Below are 18,310 nucleotides of genomic sequence, written 5' to 3' on the forward strand. Positions count from 1 at the left end.
GTAGTCTGTCAGAGGGCGCCGGTCAGGCGCTGACGGCCACGGCTGCATCGAGACGCGGCTGCATGTAACGGCTCAGTCGTGGCATCACTTCACGGGCGGTGAGTTCCATCGAACGCCGCCACAGGGCCTCGTTGTCCCACTCGTGGAAGGTGGTCATCAGGGTGCCGAACGGCCCGGTCTGCTCGCTGAACGCGACCAGTTGATCGACCACACTGCCGACATCTCCGTAGATCACCATTTCGCGAATGCAATGATCGACGGTGACTTCGGCGTCAGTCATGTCCGGGCGGGTCTTGAAAATCTGCATGTAATTGTTGCTGGCGAGGTTATCGACCATGTATTCGAAGTAGCGCCGCAGCGTGCAGTCCGGGTCTGCCAGGTAGTCCTCAGCCTGGGCCTGGGAGTCTGCGACGAACACCGAGCGCGCCACACGCCAGTTGCGCGGGTCGGCCTGGTGGCCGGCCTCCTCGGCGCCCTTGAGGTAAGCCTGCCAGTGCGACGCTACTGTGGCGGTTGGGTTGAAGTTCGCGGACATCAGGTCCCAGTCCTTGCTACCGGCCAGTTTCGCAGTGCTGGAGAACGGGCTCATGGCGGTAGTGGCAGGGCGCGGGAACGGCTGCTGGAACGGCTTGGGCATATAGCCGATCTCCAGCTCATGGTTGACCGTATTCACCAGCGACACATCGAAGAACTCACCAGCGAACTGGTACGGCGCATTGCTGCTCCAGATCTTGCGGATCATCTCGTAGCACTCGACCATCATCCGGCCACGGTCCTTGCCGTTACTGCCATAGACCTCAAAGTCGGAGGCCAGCCCGCCTGGGCCGATCCCCATGATGAAGCGGCCACGGCTCATGTGGTCAAACATGGCGGCATCGGCGGCAATGCGCGCCGGGTGGTGGTGCGGCAGGTTGAGCACGCCGGTGCACAATTTGATGCGCTGAGTCAGCGGGATCAGTGCGGACATGAACTGCAGGGCATTGGTGATTGGCTCGGTGCGCTGCGAGGTGTGTTCACCGATCCACATTTCGTCGTAGCCAACCTGATCGGCGTGGACGACACAGGCAATGTCCTGGTCATACATTTCATGGTAGTCCCAGCCCTTGTGGTGCAGGGGCTGCATGAACATCGCAAGTTTCATGATGGTTCTCCTTTATCAGGCGATAGCGTGCCCAGGCACCCGCACGGGCGCCTTGGCGGTGGGGCGAGGGAGTCAGCTGCCATGCAGCAGCCAACCGCCGTCGACCGTGATGTCGGTCCCGGTGATATACGAAGCCAAGGGCGAGGCGAGGAACAACGCCACGTTGGCGATTTCATAGGGTTCGCCGGGGCGGCCCAGCGGGATGTTTTCAAGCACACGGTTGTGCTGGTGTTGGCGGAACAATTCAGGTTCCAGGTTGCCGGGTGTCGCGGTCAGACCGGGCGAGATGGAATTGACCCGTATGCCATGGCGGCTCAGGTCCTTGGCCAGGCTGCGAGTCATGGCCAAAATCGCGCCCTTGCTGGTGTCGTAGGTCACATGATTTGCCATGGGCCGGTGACCGCATACCGAGGACAGGTTGATGATGCTGCCGCCCTCCCCGTGTCGGCGGATTTGCGCCTGGGCGCACTGGGCGCCAAAAAACGCGGCGCGGGTGTTGATCGCCTGCATGCGGTCCCAGAAGCCCCCGTCCACCTCGTCGATGGTCTTGAGTGGGTAGATGCCAGCGTTATTCACCCAGATGCGAAGCTTGCCCTGCCCGCTCGCTTCGGCCCCCAGCCGTACCAGTTGCTCACGGCAGCTGACATCGGTAGCAACGAAGTGCACGTCCAGCCCTTCGTCCATCAGCTCATCGGTGCGCTCGCGCGCCAGGCTACCGATTACCACGCGGGCACCGGCTTGAGCCAGGCGTCGAGAGATGTCCAGGCCGATGCCAGAGCTGCCGCCGGTGACCACTGCCACTTGGCCACGCAGGTCCAGCAGATTTTCGAACGGCGTTTCAGGTAGATGCTGGTATTCGATAGCGTCCATCGTTACCCCTCAGGCTGTCGCCAGCGCCATGATCTGCTGCGGTGCGACTTGCTCACCGTCGAGAATGCCCTGGCAGGTGCCACGGGCCATGACCATCACACGGTGGGAAAGCCCAATCACCTCATCCAGGTCCGAGCTCACCACCACCACGGCAGCGCCGCTGGCGGCGAGGTCGGCGATCAATTGGTAGATCGCCGCGCGGGCCCCCATGTCTATGCCACGGGTCGGCTCGTCGAGGATGATCACCTTGGGCTGACGGGCGATCCATTTGGCAATCACCACCTTCTGCTGGTTGCCGCCGGAGAGCTTGTCCAGTGGCTTGTCCGGGTCGCCCTTGACGCCGAGGGTGGCAATGCGCTCGTTGGCGAAGGCATCGATTCTGCCTCGCGTCAGCAACCCTCGAATGCCGAGGCGGTCGAGGTTGCAATAGGCCAGGTTCTCGGCGATCGAATGGTCCAACACCACGCCTTCGGCCTTGCGGTCCTCGGGCACCAGCACCACACCGGCGTCAATCGAGCCGCGCACACCGTTCAGGCGCAGGGCCTGGCCGTCGACTGTGACCTCGCCGCTGGCCACCGGATCGACCCCGGCAATAGCCCGGATCACCTCGCTACGCCCGGCGCCAACCATACCGGCAATGCCAAAAACTTCACCGGCGCGCACCGAGAACGAAATGTCCTGAAAGCGCTTGCTTCGGCAGGTCAGCTGGCGAACCTTCAACACCTCTCGGGCGCTGGGCGCTGCGATCACCGGGAACAGGCGCTCGATCGAACGACCAACCATCTGTGCCACCAGCACATCTACCGCTATATCCGCTTGAGCGTGATGGGCCACCAGGTGGCCGTCACGCATGACCACGATGCGGTCAGCAATGCGGCCGATTTCTTCCATTCGGTGGCTGATGTAGATGAACGACACGCCTTCGCGCTTGAGTGCCTCAATTTGCTCGAATAGCCGTTCAGTCTCCTCCCCACCCAGGGCAGCGGTGGGCTCATCAAGGATCAGCAGCCGTGAATTCAGGGTCAGGGCTTTGGCAATTTCCACCAGTTGCTGAGCAGCAATGCTCAGCTCGCGCACCCGTGTGTCCGGCGAAATATCCAAGCCCAGGCGCTCAAGCTGCACCAGTGCTTCGCGGCGCATACGCTGGCGGTCGACTACCCCATTGCGGGTCGGCAGATGGCCCAGAAAGATGTTCTCCGCCACGCTCAGCTCAGGCAGCAGCTGAATTTCCTGGTGAATCATGTTCACCCCCAGGGCGATGGCATCCTTCGGGCAGGTCGGCGCGTAGGGCTGGCCCTCGAGGGTCATGCGGCCACGGGTCGGGCACAAGGAGCCGGCGATGATCGACGACAGCGTGGACTTGCCAGCGCCGTTTTCGCCGAGTAGCGCCACCACTTCACCGCGGCCGATTTCCAGGCTGATGCTCTCCAGCACACCGATACCGTTGAAGGACATCCCCAACTGGTCGGCGCAGAAGAATGGCGCGAGTGTGCTTGCCATTTTCATGCTCGGCGTCCTTTTCATGGGTGGCGGGCGATGAACGTCTCGACGTTCTCGCGGGTAGTGACGAAGGCTGGCAGCGCCTGCACTTTTTCGACCTGCGAGCCAGCCTTCAGGGCAAGTGCAGTACGCAGGGCTGTACGGCCCATTTCCACGGCTTGCTGGGTGATGGTCATGTCCATCTTGCCGTCACGCACTGCCTCCAACGCGGGGCGCAGCCCGTCGTAGCCGAAAATCCACACCTTGTGCGACACATTGGCCACGCGTACGGCTTGGGCAGCCCCCAGGGCCGGGGCATCTGAGCGGCCGACGAAGACGTCGATCTGTGGATGCTTCTGCAACATGTCCTGGGCCACCTTGAAGCCGTTATCCTGCAGCCAGTCGGTGGGTTTGCGATCAACGATCACCATCCCCGGGGTCTTGGCCAGTTCCACGTCGAAGCCTTCGGCGCGGGTCTTCTCGGTGGTGTCGCCCAGCGTTCCTTGCAGCAGGCCGACCTGCGCATTGCCACCGGTAAGCTTCACTACCTGGCGGGCCAGCTCGGCAGCGGCGGCGGTGTTGTCAGTGGAGATGTAGGCGTCACACTCGACGTTCTTCGGGAAGTTATCGACGCACACCACCGGTACACCCTGCTGCTTGGCCAGGCGCACTGGCACAGCGGAGGCGGCGGAGCCGGTGGCGGTGTACAACAGCACGTCGATGCCTTTGCTCAGCAAGTCCTGGATCTGGCTGACCTGGCGGGCGGCGTCTGCCTGTGCATCGACAACCAGCACCTCGCTGACGCCATCCTTTTTGGCCTGCTCCAGCACCCCATCACGCACCATCAGGTAGAACTCCCATTGCAGGCTCGGGATCGACATACCCACTTTCAACGGTTTGCTTTCGGCACTGGCCAAGGCGGGAAGCAGCAGCAAGGCAAGAAATACGCGCACGCGGGGAGAGAAAACGTTCATTTGGACGCCTCCAGAATTGTTCTGATTGTCAAAGGCTGATGTGGGGTTAGGTGGTCTTTCGCTTCATGGCATCAAGCATCACTGCTGCGGCAATGACGGCACCAATGATCACCTGCTGGACGAAGGGCGAGATGCCGGCCAGGTTCAAGCCGTTGCGCAGCACGCCGATGATCAGGACGCCAACCAGCGTGCCGGCCACGCTGCCAGCCCCCCCTTTGAGGCTGCCGCCGCCGATCACCACCGCAGCGATCACATCCAGTTCATAGCCGACACCGGCGCCAGCGCCAGCAGTGTCAAGGCGTGACGTGAGGATGACCCCACCAAGGGCGGCGGTGATGCCGCAGATCACGTAGACAATGGCGGTATGGGTCCTGACCCGAATGCCGGACAGCTTGGCCACCTTGGCGCTGCCACCGATGGCGTACAGGCTGCGCCCGGCCACGGTAAAACGCAGCACGAACCAGAACAGCAGGGCCAACACCACGAAACAGGCCACCGTCAGCGAAACCACGCCGGCATAGCGGATGATGGAAAGGTTGCCGAACCATTCCGGGAAGCCGCTGATCTGCGTACCGTCGGTGACCATGTAGGCCAGGCCACGGGCAACGGACATCATTGCCAGCGTGGCGATGAACGAAGGCAAGCCGGCGCGCACCACCAGCAACGCAGTCACGCCACCGCAGGCTGCGCCGGTGAGCAGCGCCGCGCCAATCGCCAAGCCCATGGGCAGCCCCATGGCGTGCTCGGCCCAGCTCATCACCATGATCGACACGGCCAGCACCGCCCCGACCGACAGGTCGATGCCGCCGATCAGGATAACCAGGGTCATGCCCAGGGCCATGATGCCCAGCACGGTCACCTGGTCGAGGACGTTGAGGAGGTTGCTCAAGGTGAGAAACGCGTCGGTGGTCAGGCTGAGTACCACGCACAGCAGGACCAGGCCGAGCAACGGGCCGGTAATGCCCGACGCCTGGGCGTTGAGCTTGAGTGAAGGCGGAATCAGGCGGACCTTGGAAATGAAGCCATACATACGAACACCACTTCTTGTATTTATTTGAGGGGTACGAGCTTTGATTGCTGTCAGGCGGCCAACTCCCTGAAGCGCCCACCCATGTAAACGAGTGGCGACTCCAGCGACTGGGTCATGACGTTGACGACATTGCCAATGAAGATGGTGTGAGAGCCGTATTCCACCTCCTGGACGACTTCGCAGAAGATCGAAGCCTGGGCATCGGCCAGGTAGCGCAGGCCGTTGACGCCTACAGCCCAGTCGCCGTCGACGAAACGCCGGTCTCGCAGCTCAGGCTTGCTGAAGATGGCGCACAGGGCCTCATGCTCCTTCTGCAACATGTTCACGCAGAACAGCCCGGATCGCTTGATGATTGGTGAAGCGCTGGAACTCCGGTTGACGCAGACCAGCGCGGAGGCAGGGTCCATTGAAACCGAGGAGAACGCGGTGGCGGCCAGGCCGTGCGGGCAGCAGTGCTCGTCAACAGTGGTGACCAAGGTGACCGATGAGGCGAAACGCCCCATGGCGCCACGAAACAGTTCGGCGACGTCCTGATTGCCGTGGGTGGTTTGATTCGATGCAACAGACATCATTCAACTCCTCTTAGCATTGAGCCTGTTGCCATGTTAAGGAGCGTTCCGGCCCGACAAGTATTCGATTTTCCCGGAATGACTTTTCAGCTAACTTGAAAGCCTCCCCCCTGTATTGGCCGCCGCCAAGCCATTACATTGCCAAGCTTTAAGCAGGCGTGAAAAATGATGCCCTTGCACGCAATCACAACAACGAGGTGACGCCGTGGCAGACAGGCTCCAGGACCTACGGCTTTTCAGGCTGGTGGTGCAAAGCGGTTCATTGTCGATGGCTGGGCGTCAGCTTGGCCTTTCGCCGGCGGCCATGAGCGGCCGCCTCAAGGCGATGGAGGAGTTCTACGGTCTTCGCCTGCTCAAGCGCAACACACGTGGCCTGAGCCCTACTGCGGAAGGGTTGTACCTGTTTGAGTCGGCGCAGAAGATCCTGGAGGACGTGGAGGCGCTGGACAGCGTCATCCGTGGTGGTAGCGCGCAATTGCGTGGCACGATCGGCGTGACCTGCCCCACCGACCTGGGCCGCCAGTGGGTCAGCCACCTGGTCGACGCTTTCGTCGAGGAGCACCCCCATGTGACCGTGCGGCTGTTCTTTACCGACCGACTGCTGGATTTCGTCGAGTCCGGCTCGGACATCGCGATACGCTATGGCAACCTGCCCGACAGCACCTTGGTGGCGCGTTCGTTGGGCGGCGACCGTCGCATTGTCTGCTGCTCGCCCGACTACCTGGCACGCCATGGTACGCCGCAGCTCCCGGAGCAGTTGCTGGAGCACAACTGCCTGATCCATCTGCAGGCGGATTTCCCACAGGACAAGTGGCGTTTCACGCGTGAAGGAGAAACCTTTTCGGTACACGTCAGGGGTAATCGCCTGGTCAACGATGGTTTCACCCTGCGCCAGTGGGCGCTGCAAGGGTTGGGGATTGCCTGGAAGTCTGTCTGGGAGGTTGCCGAAGATATCCAGGAGCAACGCCTGGTCCCCTTGCTGGAGGATTTCAGTTGCCCGGCGGCCGGCTTCCACCTGCTGACCGAAGGTGGCAAGAAACTGCCGCAGCGGGTACGGGCGTTCGTCGATTTCGCTGTGCGTTACTTCAACGAACTGGAAACACCTGCGCGCCACCTGCTCAGGCCGGCAGCACATTGAGCATTCAAGAAAGTTTGCAACCGCAATGAGGCCAGCCCTCACCGGTTCACATACTTGCCAGCCTGGCCATGTCCCGAAACACTGGCCCCAGCGCATCCAGCATCCGGCCGTACACTTCCCGCCGCTGCTGGTACAACACGTGCCTTGACTGGTCCGGCAACGTGAAGCCGGTCACCGCCCCCGCCACCTGCCCGGCAGCCTTGCGCAGGTCAGTGAAAACCCCAGCGCCGTGGCCAGCCAACAGTGCCGCCCCCTGTGCAGCGGCCTCGAATACCCCGTGGCGACGATAGGCCAGCCCTAGCACGTCGGCCTTGATCTGGTTGAACACTGCGCTCGAGGCCCCCCCGCCTACCACCAGCACACCGCCATCCAAGGGCCTCAGGCCTGTGGCCAGCATGGCCTCGAGAAAGCTGGCGTACTCGAAGGCGGTGGCCTCGACCATCGCCCGTTGCATGTCAGCCAGGCCATGCTGCCAGGTCAGGCCGACAAAGGCACCGCGCATATCGGCAAACAACGGCAAGTGACGCCCCCCCATGTGCGGTACGAACAACAACGGTGGCACCTGTGTGAGTTCGCGCAATGCCGCGCTGACATCCTGAGGCGGGCGGGCTTCAGCCCGCAGCGACTCCAGCCAGTCACAGCACAAACCGCCGCCACCGACATAGCCGGCGCTGTAGTAAAGGCCCGGTATGCAATGACGCAGTGTCAGCAATGTGTGGCGCTGAGCGTCGACGCTGAAGTCGCCGCGTACGGCGCAGAACACAGAGCCGGTGCCAGCAATGTCTACCAGCTGCCCCGGCATTGATACGCCACTGCCCAGCAAAGTCGCGGCAACATCGCCGCACCCGGCGAAGACCGGCGTGCCCTGTAGAAGGCCTAGCGCCCGGGACATGTCGCGGGCCAAGCCACCCATCCGCTCCCACGGCTCCACGACGCGCGGCAAGTGCGCCGGGTCAAGCTCCAGGGTCCGGACCAGGTCAAGGTTCCATCCGCCAGCGGCAACATCGGCAAAACAGTTGAACCCCAGGCAGGTGGTATCCATGAAAGCCGCTTGCCCGGCCAGCCCACACAGCCGCCCGGCCACCAGAGCAAAAGGAACCGCCAACTTGCACAAGCGCTTGTAGAGATCTGGCTGTTGCTGGCGGATCTGCAGCCACCTGGCGCCATGGCTGGCGATCAGCTGGCTGCCCGAGCGCGCCACGATCTGCGCTTCATGGGGGCGCAGCAAGGTCACGCTCGAGGCGCAGGTCAGGTCGAGCCATGCATCGCAGGAGGTGGCGGGTCCTCCCCGGGCATCCACCGCGCACAGTCCGGCCATCTGCCCGGTCAATGCGATCCCGACGACCTGCGAAGGGCTCGCGCGGGCTTGGTCAAGTGCTTGCCGAATGGCCGCCAGTGGCGCCTCGAGAAACCCTTCCCGTACCATGCCCTGCCCGGCCCGTCGCGCCATTGGTACATTGCCCACACGCGCGACACCACGCGCTGTGCCCTGGGCGTCAAGGGCTACGGCCCGGGTGCTGGAGGTACCCAGATCGACACCCACGAGAATCGCCTGGCTGCTCACGTTGCGCACCTCGACCAAAGTGACCGGAGCAGGGCCACCGTCATTTGACGTGCACGTGCTCGACGAGAAAATCCAGCACCGCGCGAACCCGCAGCGGCACGTAGCCGTCCTGGCCTACGAATACCGCATGGACCTCTTCCAGATCGCCTGGGTTGTACGCCTCCATCACCGGTAGCAGACGCCCTTCGGCGATGTCCTCGCGCACCCGGAACGCGGCCAACCTTGCCAGCCCTGTGCCATTCAGTGCCAGGCGGCGCAAGGCTTCGCCATCACTGGCCTGAACGTTGCCGGCGGTGACCACCTTGATCACCTGACCACCGTCCTGCAGCGGCCAGCCATTGAAGGCTCGTGCATAGTTGGCTGTCAGCAGGTTGTGGCGCTGCAGTGCAGCGGGGCTATCCGGCACACCATGAGCTTGAAGATAGCCTGGCGCGCCAACGATCACCATGCGCGTGTGGCCAAGCTTGCGAGCGACCAGGTTGGAGCTTTTCATGGGGCCGGCCCGCACAGCGATGTCGGTGCGCTGACCGACCACGTCGACCACCTCGTCGGTCAGTATCAGATCGAGCTTCACTTCTGGCAGGTGCTCGATCAGCAGTGGGACCAGCGGCAACAGGTAGTGATAACCGAAGGCCATGTTGGCATTGATGCGCACCCGTCCTCGTGGCGCATCCTGGGAGGCAACATTGCGCTCCAGTTCGTCCAGATCGGCGAGCAGACCTTCACCACGCTCGTAGTAAGCGCGACCTTCATACGTCAGGCTCAGTTGGCGGGTCGAGCGGTTGAACAGGCGCGACCCCAACCGTCCTTCCAGGCGTGCGACCAGCTTGCTCACCGCCGAAGGCGTGATACGCAGGTCCCGCGCCGCCGCCGAGAAGCTCCCGGCCTGAACCACGCGCACGAATACTTCCAGTTCACCGGAGCGGTTGATATCAAGTCGGGCCATTGCTGATCCTTGGGCACAAATAGGGAAAGGTTAACGTGCGGTGCGAAGGCTGAGCAGGCGGGTAATGGTGAAAACTGTTTTCGAGGAGACTGAAAAATGGGCATAGCCCTTTCAACAGAATCGATAGCCCTCAGAAACATGCACGAACCTGAGTCACAACAGATATGAATTATTCGAGGCTACTGCACCACCTGAAGCTGCCTTAGGCTGAACGTTACTTCCTGCCTTGCGATCCCAGCCATGAACCCTACCCTGCACAAACTTGCCCCGGGAGGCCTGAGCATCGGCCTCGAACTGCCCTTGGACAACGATTGGAACCGCGTGCGCGAGCAGGCTCGGCAACGAGCAGGTACGCCGTTCGGGGTACCCGATCTAGCCGACCACGCACGCCTGGCCACGCTCGCCGATCGCCTGGGTTTTCGCGCGCTCTGGGTGCGCGACGTGCCCCTGTACGACCCACAGTTCGGTGACGCGGCACAGGTGTTCGAGGTGTTCACCTACCTGGGCTTCCTGGCTGGGGTGACCAGCAACATCCTGCTCGGCACTGCGGCGGTGGTGCTACCGATTCGCGAACCGTTACTGACCATGAAGGCGGCTGCCAGCGTCGACCTGCTCAGTGGCGGGCGTTTGCTGCTGGGGGTGGCCAGTGGTGACCGGCCCGTGGAATACCCTTTGTTCGGCCGCGATTTCGACAGCCGTGGCGAGGCGTTTCGCAAGCACATCACCTTGCTGCGCGAATGGCGCAGCAACGATCTGCCGGCCGGTGTCGAAGTACTCCCGAGGCCGCGCCACGCCCTACCGCTGCTGGTGGCGGGGCTGGCGCAGCAGAGCCCGGCCTGGGTCGGCGAGCACCTGGACGGCTGGCTGGCCTACCCCGGCACCCCGGCCGAGCACGTGCACCGCGCCGGGGTGTGGCGTGAGGTGGCGGGAGACAAGCCGTACGTGTCGTTCATTCACCTGGACCTGGACGAAAACCCCGAAGCGCCACTTCAGCGTCACCGCTTTGGCTGCAAGGTCGGGCGCCAGGGGCTGATTGCCGAACTCGAGGCCATGCGCGCAGCAGGCGTGGCGCATATCGGTCTGCATTTGCGGCACAACCGACGCCCGTTGGACGAAACACTGGAGGAGTTGGGAGCATTTGTCCTACCGCATTTCCATGGCTAGTCGGCTGGCCCGCTGGCATCAAAGAGCGCTGCGCCCGATCGATGCGCCACCATCCACGTAGATTGTCTGCCCGGTAATGAAAGCGCTGCGATCGCCCAGCAGAAAGGTCACTGCCGAAGCGATTTCGTGTGGCTGTCCGAGCCGCCCCATCGGCACCGCGTCGATATAAGCGGCTTCGCCTGCACTACCCGCCGGGTTGCCAGCGCGGAACAGCTCAGTCTCGATCGGCCCTGGCGCAACCGCATTGACCGTGATGCCTGTCTGCGCCAGCTCCAGCGCCCAACTGCGGGTGAAGCTCACCAGCGCTGCCTTTGCAGCCGCGTAGGCAGTGCGCTGGCGGATGCCGAGTACGGTCAGGCTGGAGATGTTCACCACCCGGCCCCAACCGCGTTCGCGCATGCCGGGCAGCAGCGCCTGGGTTACCTGCAACGCGGGGTGCAGGTTGACCCGCATGACTTCGTCGAAGCTTGCCAGGTCGATTTCGCCCAACGGCTGGGGACGGACCAGGCCGACGTTGTTCACCAGGCCATCGAAAGCATAGTGCCTGGTCAAGTCCGCCAGCAGCGCATTCACACGCCCTGCGTCGCTCAGGTCGGCGGCGATCAGTTCGCCGGGAAAGCTGACATCCCCGGCCTGGCGAGCGATGCCAACGACCTGATGGCCCTCCTCGACCAGTTGCTCGGAAATTGCCCGGCCGATGCCCTTGCTGGCTCCGGTAACAAGAAAAGTACGTTGGGTCATGGCATACCTCTACTGGTCAGTGTTTTTGCAGACGATGCAATATGGCTTGGCCCACCTGGGCCGCTGACGCCGGATTCTGCCCAGTGATCAGCTCGCGGTCGATGACAACGTTAGGCGCCCACGGCGACGGGTTGCTCTGATACTGCCCGCCCGCGCGCTCCAGGGCGGTCTGTGGATAGAACTTCATCTGCCCACCGCCGAGCAGGCCCTTGGCCTGTTCTTCCTCCTGGTTGCTGATGACTGTCATGCGATAGCCGGAGTAAATCCAGTCCTCGGGCGCCGCTGTCTGCTTCCCGGCCTCCAGTGCCTGGATCAGTGCCTGCGGCTGGTCCAGCGCCGAGAGCAGAGCGATGGGACCGTGACAGACCAGCGCGGTGGTTTTACCCTCGGCGTGGAAAGCGCGAAGCAGACGCCCCAGGGCCGGGTCGGCGAGCAGGTCTTGCATAGGGGCGTGGCCGCCAGGCACATACACTGCATCGAACTGACCGTAGCCAATCTGCTCGACACGGGCCAGGCTGATCACCGGCGAATGCTCCGCAGAAGTTAGCTGCAGCTGGTCCAGCAGCGCCTGGTATTGCGCCAGTTGCTTCGGGTCGTTGCCGAAGTACTGGGCAGCGGCCGAGCTGCGGTCCAACGTCGGCGCGCGACCGAGTGGCGTGGCGAAGGTGACTTGATGGCCTGCGTCCAGCAGCGTCTTGGTCGGTTCCAGCAGTTCGTTGAGGTAAAAGCCGGTCGCGAAGGCCTTGCCATCACGTAGCTCCAGGTGGCTCTCGTCAGACAGCACGACAAGTACGTTGGCGGCATGCGCGCCCAAGCTCGCACTGCCGATGACGGCAGCCAGGGCCAGTCGTTGATAAGTGCCCACAGCATTCCCTCCCATTCAGGCACAAGCCGGATGCCGTGCACTGATCAGTACTTTATTCATGATCACGCAGGCGATAAATTGGGCCTGTGGAAAAGCATTTTTGCTTTGGAGAACAAGATGGCGCGACGATTTGGTCACCTGGGCGATGTCGAGGCGCTGCTGGAAGTGGTCGAGCGTGGTTCGCTCAGTGCGGCAGCAGTGGCCCTGGCCACCACCCCGTCGGTGGTAAGTCGGGCGATTTCCCGGCTTGAGGCGCACCTGGGGGTGCAGCTACTACGCCGCACCACGCGTCGCCTGAGCCTGACCGACAGTGGCCTGGAATACGTCGAGCAGGCGCGCGCTGCGTTCCAGCAGATCGCCAGCGCAGAGCGAGCCCTGAGCGGCCATGGCGAGGTCCAGGGCCGTGTGCGCCTGAGCGCGCCGACCACCTATGGGCACCACCGGTTACCGGCCATGCTGGCAGCCTTCGCCCTGCGCTATCCGAAAGTGCAGGTAGAACTGAACATCACCAACCGGAATGTCGACTTGGTTGCCGAAGGGTATGACCTGGCTATTCGCCTTGGCGACCTGCCGGACAGCAGCCTGGTAGCGCGTCGGCTGGAGGAGGCTCGGCTATGCCTGGTGGCGGCGCCCGCTTATCTCGCGCGTGCCGGCAAGCCGCAATCACTGGCAGCGCTGGCTGAACACAACTGCCTGCCGTTCATCATGCCCAGCAATGGCAGGCCAGGCGTTTGGCAGTTCCGCCAAGGTGAGGAAGAACTGCTGTTCGTTCCGCAGGGCAATCCGGTGGTGGCGGACGATGTGCTGGGTTGCATCTCGCTGGCCGAGCAAGGTGTAGGGATCTGCCAGACGTACGAGTTCATAGTCGCCGAACGCCTGCAGCAAGGCCGGCTGGTGCGCTTGCTGGAAGAATACGAAGGTGCCCGCCGGCCTTTCTCGATCATCTACCCGCCACATCGCCAGCTGTCGGTGGCCAGCAGGGCGCTGATCGATTCTTTGCTGACCGCGGGAGTGGATGCAGGGCATGTGGGCGCGGCAGGTGGGGTTGATCGGCAGCCCTGAATTTCCTGTGCCGGCCGCTTGCGGGGTTAACCGCGAAGTAGCCCACGCCGATGCCGAAGCCGGTCAAACCAGATCAGCATCACACTGGCATACACCGACACCGCCAGAAACAGCGCCATGCGCACCGCAAACGCCTTGTACACATCCTGCCCACCCGCACTGTCCTGCACCGACTGCCCCAGCAGGATCAGCAGGGTGGTCAGGCAACTGACCCAGTACGCCGGGCTCTGCCGGTTGGGCACCGCCTGATACAGCCGCCGCGCCTGCCACAGGACGAACAGCAGCACCCAGAGGAAGAACATCCACAGGTGCACGAACAGGCCCAACGCGCCCCACATCAGGATCGCCAGCAAGCCGGCAAGCAAGGTCGAGCCGATCAACTCGCGGCTGGCGTGCCGAGCGCGGGTTTCGCCTGCTTGTTGCCCCACGCTCACTGCCTTCATGATCAGCGGCATGTACTGGTCAGGGGCGATCAACGCCAGCAGAAACGCAGGCATCACGATCAGCGTGGCGCGCAATGCCACCCAGCTGACATGCTCGCTGCCCAGCAGCGGTGGTACCGGTTGCGCCGGTGCACCAGCAGGTTCGGGAAACAGCACATGCGCCAGCGCCGTGCCCAGCACTGCCAGCAGCATGCCTTTGGCCAGCGCTTCGACCACCGACAGCGCCAAGATGAAGTCGCTGGTGCCGGCGGCCGCGATCATGGTCAGGCCGACCACCAGCAAGTTCGCCAGCAGGCCGTTGCCTCCCTTCAGCGCGTAGCGCAAGGTGAGGAAAACGCCTACGCCCACCAGCAACACCCCGCTCACCGCCGCGTGACGCAACAGCGGAACCAGCAATAGCCCGCTGCCACAGGCGAGCAGTACCAGCACCGCCAGTGCCGGTGCCGCACGCAGAGGCAGTGGCTGGCTGCGCATGGCCAGCAACAGCACGGCGAACACCGGTGCCAGGATCGGCACCGGCAAGCCAATACCAAAACTCACCGCCAGGCACAGCGCCACACCCCAGGCCAGGCGCAGGGCACGCAAGCGGCGCACCTCAATAGGCATAGGACAACCAGCTCATCAGCCACATGAACAGCCGGCCGAGCAGGTTCAGCGGGTTGCCTTCGCTGGGCAGCGCCATGACCTCGGCCTGCCCGCCTACCCGCAGCCCGCGCTTGTCCGGCAGCTGATCACGCTCCAGCTCGACAACCACCGGAAAGCGCTGGGCCGAACGCAGCCACTCGCGGCTGTTCTGCACGGTGGGCAATGTGCCCGGCGGGGTGCCCTGGCCCACGCTCACGCCGTAGCCGATGCTGCGAATACGCCCCTTCAACACGGTACCGGGCAATGCATCAAGCACCACCAACACCGGGGTGTCGGGGCGCAGGCGGCCGAGGTTGTTCTCGGTCATGTCGGCACTTATCCACACGTCATGGATACTGATCAGGGTCATCATCGGGCTACCCGCCCCAACATAGTGGCCAACGTCGGTGCGCAGGTCGGTGATGAGCCCGTTGGCATCGGCGCGCACCACGGTGCGAGCAAGGTCCAGGCGGGCCTTTTCCACATTGGCCGCGGCACTGCGCAACTGGGCGTTGTCATCTTGCGCCCCGCCCTGCTGCTCACGGGCGCGCTGCACTTCGGCACGGGCCGCTGCCACCTGGCTCATGGCCTGGTCGCGGGTGGCCTGGGCGCCTTCCAGGCGGCGCACCGATACCGTGCCGGGGTCCTCATCGATCAGGCGCTTGAGCCGCTCGGCATCCTGCCGCGCCTTGCGCTCGTTGGCCTGAGCGGCCACCAGCGCTGCCTGGGCCGAATCGATGCCGGCGGTACTGGCGCCGATCTGCCGGCGCACCGTATCGAGGTCTGCTTCGGCGCGGGCCAAGGCAATGCGGTACTGCTCCTGGTCGAGTTCGAACAGCACATCGCCCTGGCGCACTTCCTGGTTGTTGCCTACTGCCACGCGCTTGATCTGCCCTGCCACCTCGGCGGCCACCGGTACCACGTAGGCCTGCAGGCGCGCCTGCTGGGTGTATGGCGTGAAGCGGTCGGCCAACAGGTACCAGAGCAGGCTCACGGCGATCAGCAGCAGCACCCAGCGCATGCCGCGATCAGGGGCTGACGGGGGCGTGGTGTCGCTCATTGGCTTTCACCTTGTGCATGTGCGGTGGGGGCTGGCGGGTCGAGCAAGTCGCCCCAGTCGGTACGTTGTTGCATCTGCTGACGCGTGGCCGGGTCGATCGGTGCGCGGCTGGCGTCCCAGCCACCGCCCAAGGCCTTGTACAAGGTCACCAGGCTGCTGACGGCATTACCGCGGCTGACCAGGTAGCCGTCCTGTTGTTGCAATAGCAGTTGCTGGGCGTCGAGCACGCGCTGGAAGTCGGCGAAGCCCTCGCGGTACTGCGAGCTGGCCAGGTCCAGCGAGCGTTGCGCAGCTTGGGAGGCCTGGTCGCGAATGGTTGCACTCTGCAGCGAGCGCACCAACCCGCTGGCAGCATCGTCGGCCTCGCGGGCGGCTTCGCGCACGCCCTGGTGGTACAGCTCGATCAGTTGCTGCAAGCGGGCATCCTCTACCCGCACCGCGTTCTTGCGCCGGCCGTAGTCGAACGGGTTCCAGATCAGGCTGGGCCCGGCGGCGATGTCGAAGGTATTGGGCAGGTGGCTGGCCGAGACGAAGCTCCAGCCGATGCTGCCCAGCAAGCTCAGCTGTGGATAAAGATCAGCCTGGGCCACGCCGACCAGCGCCGATTGCGCCGCCACTGCCTGCTCGGCGGCGCGGATATCCGGGCGGCGCTGCAGCAGGCTGACAGGTACGCCTTGCAGCACTGCGCGGTCTGGCAACGGCAGCTGGCCATGGCCGGGCTCCAGCTGCGGCAGCGGCCCGGGTGGGCGGCCCAGCAACGAGCACAGCACGTTGCGCAGGGCGTTGAGCTGGTTCTCGAATTCGGGGATGGTGGCCAGGGTCGCCAGGTATTGAGTGCGCGCTTGCTGCCAGTCGAGTTCGTCATTTTCGCCATGGCGGAACAGCCGTTCGGTGATCTGCAGGCTGCGCGCCTGGCGCTTGCCGTTCTCTTGCGCGATTGCCAGCCGTGCCTCGGCAGTACGCAGGGCAAAGTAGGTGTCGGCCACTTGTGCACGCAGCAGCAGCATGGCGTCGGCATAGTTGGCCTGTGAGGCGAAGTAAACGGCATCGGCGCTTTCGATGGCGCGACTGAAGCGGCCCCAGAAGTCGATTTCCCAGCCAATGTCGACGCCGACACTGGATTGCCAGAACACCGAATCGCGCGCAGTGGCCGTGCCGGACTGGTTCTGCTTCAGGTACAGGCTCTGCGCACTCAGCTGCTGTAGCTGTGGATAACGCCCGGTCTGCACGATGGCCAACTGGGCGCGGGCTTCAGCAATGCGCAGGCCAGCCACACGCAGGTTGGTGTTGTTGGCATCGGCCTCGGCAATCAGCGCGTCCAGCATCGGGTCGGCAAACACCGCCCACCACTGGCGCAGGTCGGGTGTTGCGGCGCTACGCCCTGCCTGTTCCAGCAATGGCGTGCTCCAGCCGTCCAGCCACGGCGCCTGGGGCTTTTCGAAATCCGGGCCGACCTGGGTGCAGCCGGCCAGCACCATCAGCAGGCCCAGGCCACAGCGGCAGTTGGGCATGGCTCAGGCAGCAGGTGGTGCCGGTTGCTCCGGCACCTGCAGCGCAACCCATTTCCAGAACAACACGTAGGTTACGCCAAGGATCACCGGGCCGATGAACAAGCCGATGATGCCTTTGACCACCATGCCGCCCAGTGCCCCGATCAGCACCACCGGCATCGGTACGTCCACACCGCGCCCCAGCAGCAGCGGCTTGAGCACGTTGTCGGCCAGCCCGGCGACAAAGGTGTAGATGGCGAAGATGATGGTGGCCACAGTGAAACCTTCGACGTTGAACACGTAGATGATCACCGGCACTGTGACCAGGGTGGCGGGGGCCTGGGCAATCCCCAGCATGAGGATGACGATGGCCAGCATGCCGGCCCCGGGCACCCCTTTGATCACAAAGCCAACGCCGATCAGCAGCATCTGGATGAAGGCGATGCCGATCACGCCCTGCGCCACCGCGCGAATGGTGGCGGTACACAACTTGGCCAAAGGTTTGCCGCGCTCTTCGCCCGATACCCGCATGGCGATACGCTGCGCGGCGACTTCGCCGCGGTCACCGAAGGCCATGATGACTCCGGATATGATGATCGCACCGATGAACAGAAAAAAGGCCGCACCGGCGCTGGCCGCAGCGCCTAACACCGTAAGCCCGGCACCCTTGATTTGCGGCATCCACTGATTCAGTACGCTGGCCATGTTTTCGGAGGCCGCCAACCATAGCGCATGCACCTTCGGCCCGATCAGTGGCCAGGCGGCCACAGACTCAGGTGGCGTCGGCACGCTCCAGGCCCCGCTCTTTAGCAACGTCACGAGGCTGTCCACCGACTCGCCGATGGACATTACCACCAGGTAGATCGGCACCAGCAGCACCACCAATACCAGTAGCACCACCAGCGTCGCCGCATAGCCATGCTTGAGCCCGGTACGGCGCTGAAGGCGGCAATGCAACGGGTACAAGGTAACCGCCAGGATCACCGCCCACAGCATCAGCTCAAGGAACGGCTGGAACACCTCGAACGCGAATATCACCAAGGCAGCCACCAGGCCAGCCTTGATCAACACATCGAGCAAGCCCCGCGACAGCGCACTGTCCAGCTTGATACCCGGTTGCATGCTGCACCTCCGAACATTCAGTTCGCGT

Annotated in this window: 17 protein-coding genes; 3 read left to right on the forward strand and 14 right to left on the reverse strand. The window is 63.6% G+C overall.

What is annotated here, in order from left to right; translation table 11 throughout:
• Positions 1 to 22 precede the first annotated feature (22 nt).
• The 6 genes from ABI582_RS21870 to ABI582_RS21895 form a co-directional block, all read right to left on the reverse strand.
• Positions 23 to 1,141 (reverse strand): LLM class flavin-dependent oxidoreductase, encoded by a 1,119-nt coding sequence (locus tag ABI582_RS21870; protein WP_442120239.1) that lies wholly within the window; start codon positions 1,139 to 1,141, stop codon positions 23 to 25.
• Positions 1,142 to 1,213: 72 nt separating this feature from the next.
• A complete protein-coding gene (locus tag ABI582_RS21875; RefSeq protein WP_442120240.1) occupies positions 1,214 to 2,011 on the reverse strand; it encodes an SDR family NAD(P)-dependent oxidoreductase in 798 nt (265 codons plus the stop codon).
• 9 nt (positions 2,012 to 2,020) lie between these two features.
• Positions 2,021 to 3,517, reverse strand: coding sequence for a sugar ABC transporter ATP-binding protein (locus ABI582_RS21880; RefSeq protein WP_442120241.1), 1,497 nt, complete (start codon positions 3,515 to 3,517; stop codon positions 2,021 to 2,023).
• 14 nt (positions 3,518 to 3,531) lie between these two features.
• Positions 3,532 to 4,464 carry a sugar ABC transporter substrate-binding protein gene (locus tag ABI582_RS21885; protein WP_338746055.1) on the reverse strand — a complete coding sequence of 311 codons (933 nt, stop codon included), beginning with the start codon at positions 4,462 to 4,464 and terminating at the stop codon, positions 3,532 to 3,534.
• Between the two features lie 46 nt (positions 4,465 to 4,510).
• Entirely contained in the window at positions 4,511 to 5,494 is a 984-nt protein-coding gene (locus ABI582_RS21890) for an ABC transporter permease (protein ID WP_338746054.1), read from the reverse strand.
• 50 nt (positions 5,495 to 5,544) lie between these two features.
• Positions 5,545 to 6,063, reverse strand: a complete 519-nt coding sequence (locus ABI582_RS21895) for a flavin reductase family protein (protein WP_258655168.1) — start codon at positions 6,061 to 6,063, stop codon at positions 5,545 to 5,547.
• 205 nt (positions 6,064 to 6,268) lie between these two features.
• Between ABI582_RS21895 and ABI582_RS21900 the strand changes: the two genes are divergently transcribed.
• Positions 6,269 to 7,201, forward strand: a complete 933-nt coding sequence (locus ABI582_RS21900; protein ID WP_442120242.1) for a LysR family transcriptional regulator — start codon at positions 6,269 to 6,271, stop codon at positions 7,199 to 7,201.
• A gap of 46 nt (positions 7,202 to 7,247) precedes the next feature.
• Here ABI582_RS21900 and ABI582_RS21905 read toward each other — a convergent pair whose 3' ends face one another.
• Both ABI582_RS21905 and ABI582_RS21910 read right to left on the reverse strand, forming a co-directional pair.
• The gene (locus tag ABI582_RS21905) at positions 7,248 to 8,765 is read right to left on the reverse strand and encodes a xylulokinase (RefSeq protein ID WP_442120243.1); all 1,518 of its coding nucleotides are present in this window, start codon (positions 8,763 to 8,765) and stop codon (positions 7,248 to 7,250) included.
• A 40-nt stretch (positions 8,766 to 8,805) separates the two neighbouring features.
• On the reverse strand, positions 8,806 to 9,711 hold the full coding sequence (locus tag ABI582_RS21910) for a LysR family transcriptional regulator (protein WP_442120244.1): 906 nt from the start codon (positions 9,709 to 9,711) through the stop codon (positions 8,806 to 8,808).
• A gap of 240 nt (positions 9,712 to 9,951) precedes the next feature.
• Here ABI582_RS21910 and ABI582_RS21915 point away from each other — a divergent pair, with 240 nt between their 5' ends.
• Positions 9,952 to 10,875: a TIGR03571 family LLM class oxidoreductase gene (locus ABI582_RS21915; RefSeq protein WP_258911516.1), complete on the forward strand. Its 924-nt coding sequence runs from the start codon at positions 9,952 to 9,954 to the stop codon at positions 10,873 to 10,875.
• Positions 10,876 to 10,893: 18 nt separating this feature from the next.
• Here the strand turns inward: ABI582_RS21915 and ABI582_RS21920 are convergent, their stop codons facing one another.
• Positions 10,894 to 11,616, reverse strand: coding sequence for an SDR family oxidoreductase (locus tag ABI582_RS21920; protein WP_258655161.1), 723 nt, complete (start codon positions 11,614 to 11,616; stop codon positions 10,894 to 10,896).
• Positions 11,617 to 11,632: 16 nt separating this feature from the next.
• A complete protein-coding gene (locus tag ABI582_RS21925) occupies positions 11,633 to 12,481 on the reverse strand; it encodes a type 1 glutamine amidotransferase domain-containing protein (RefSeq protein WP_442120245.1) in 849 nt (282 codons plus the stop codon).
• 117 nt (positions 12,482 to 12,598) lie between these two features.
• On the opposite strand from ABI582_RS21925, the gene ABI582_RS21930 reads away from it, so the two are divergent.
• Entirely contained in the window at positions 12,599 to 13,543 is a 945-nt protein-coding gene (locus tag ABI582_RS21930; RefSeq protein WP_338746049.1) for a LysR family transcriptional regulator, read from the forward strand.
• Between the two features lie 26 nt (positions 13,544 to 13,569).
• Here the strand turns inward: ABI582_RS21930 and ABI582_RS21935 are convergent, their stop codons facing one another.
• From ABI582_RS21935 to ABI582_RS21950, 4 genes are read right to left on the reverse strand one after another with little or no spacing between them, the layout of a single operon-like run.
• Complete coding sequence (locus tag ABI582_RS21935; protein WP_442120246.1) at positions 13,570 to 14,592, reverse strand: DUF2955 domain-containing protein; 1,023 nt, start codon at positions 14,590 to 14,592, stop codon at positions 13,570 to 13,572.
• Entirely contained in the window at positions 14,582 to 15,670 is a 1,089-nt protein-coding gene (locus tag ABI582_RS21940; RefSeq protein WP_442120247.1) for an HlyD family secretion protein, read from the reverse strand. The genes ABI582_RS21935 and ABI582_RS21940 overlap by 11 nt, the downstream gene beginning before the upstream one ends.
• Complete coding sequence (locus ABI582_RS21945) at positions 15,667 to 17,181, reverse strand: efflux transporter outer membrane subunit (RefSeq protein ID WP_442120248.1); 1,515 nt, start codon at positions 17,179 to 17,181, stop codon at positions 15,667 to 15,669. The genes ABI582_RS21940 and ABI582_RS21945 overlap by 4 nt, the downstream gene beginning before the upstream one ends.
• A 3-nt stretch (positions 17,182 to 17,184) precedes the next feature.
• Positions 17,185 to 18,282 carry an AI-2E family transporter gene (locus ABI582_RS21950; protein ID WP_442120249.1) on the reverse strand — a complete coding sequence of 366 codons (1,098 nt, stop codon included), beginning with the start codon at positions 18,280 to 18,282 and terminating at the stop codon, positions 17,185 to 17,187.
• Positions 18,283 to 18,310 lie beyond the last annotated feature (28 nt).

The sequence above is a fragment of the Pseudomonas sp. SAS7 genome, from assembly GCF_052112345.1.
Taxonomy (GTDB): domain Bacteria; phylum Pseudomonadota; class Gammaproteobacteria; order Pseudomonadales; family Pseudomonadaceae; genus Aquipseudomonas; species Aquipseudomonas putida_Q.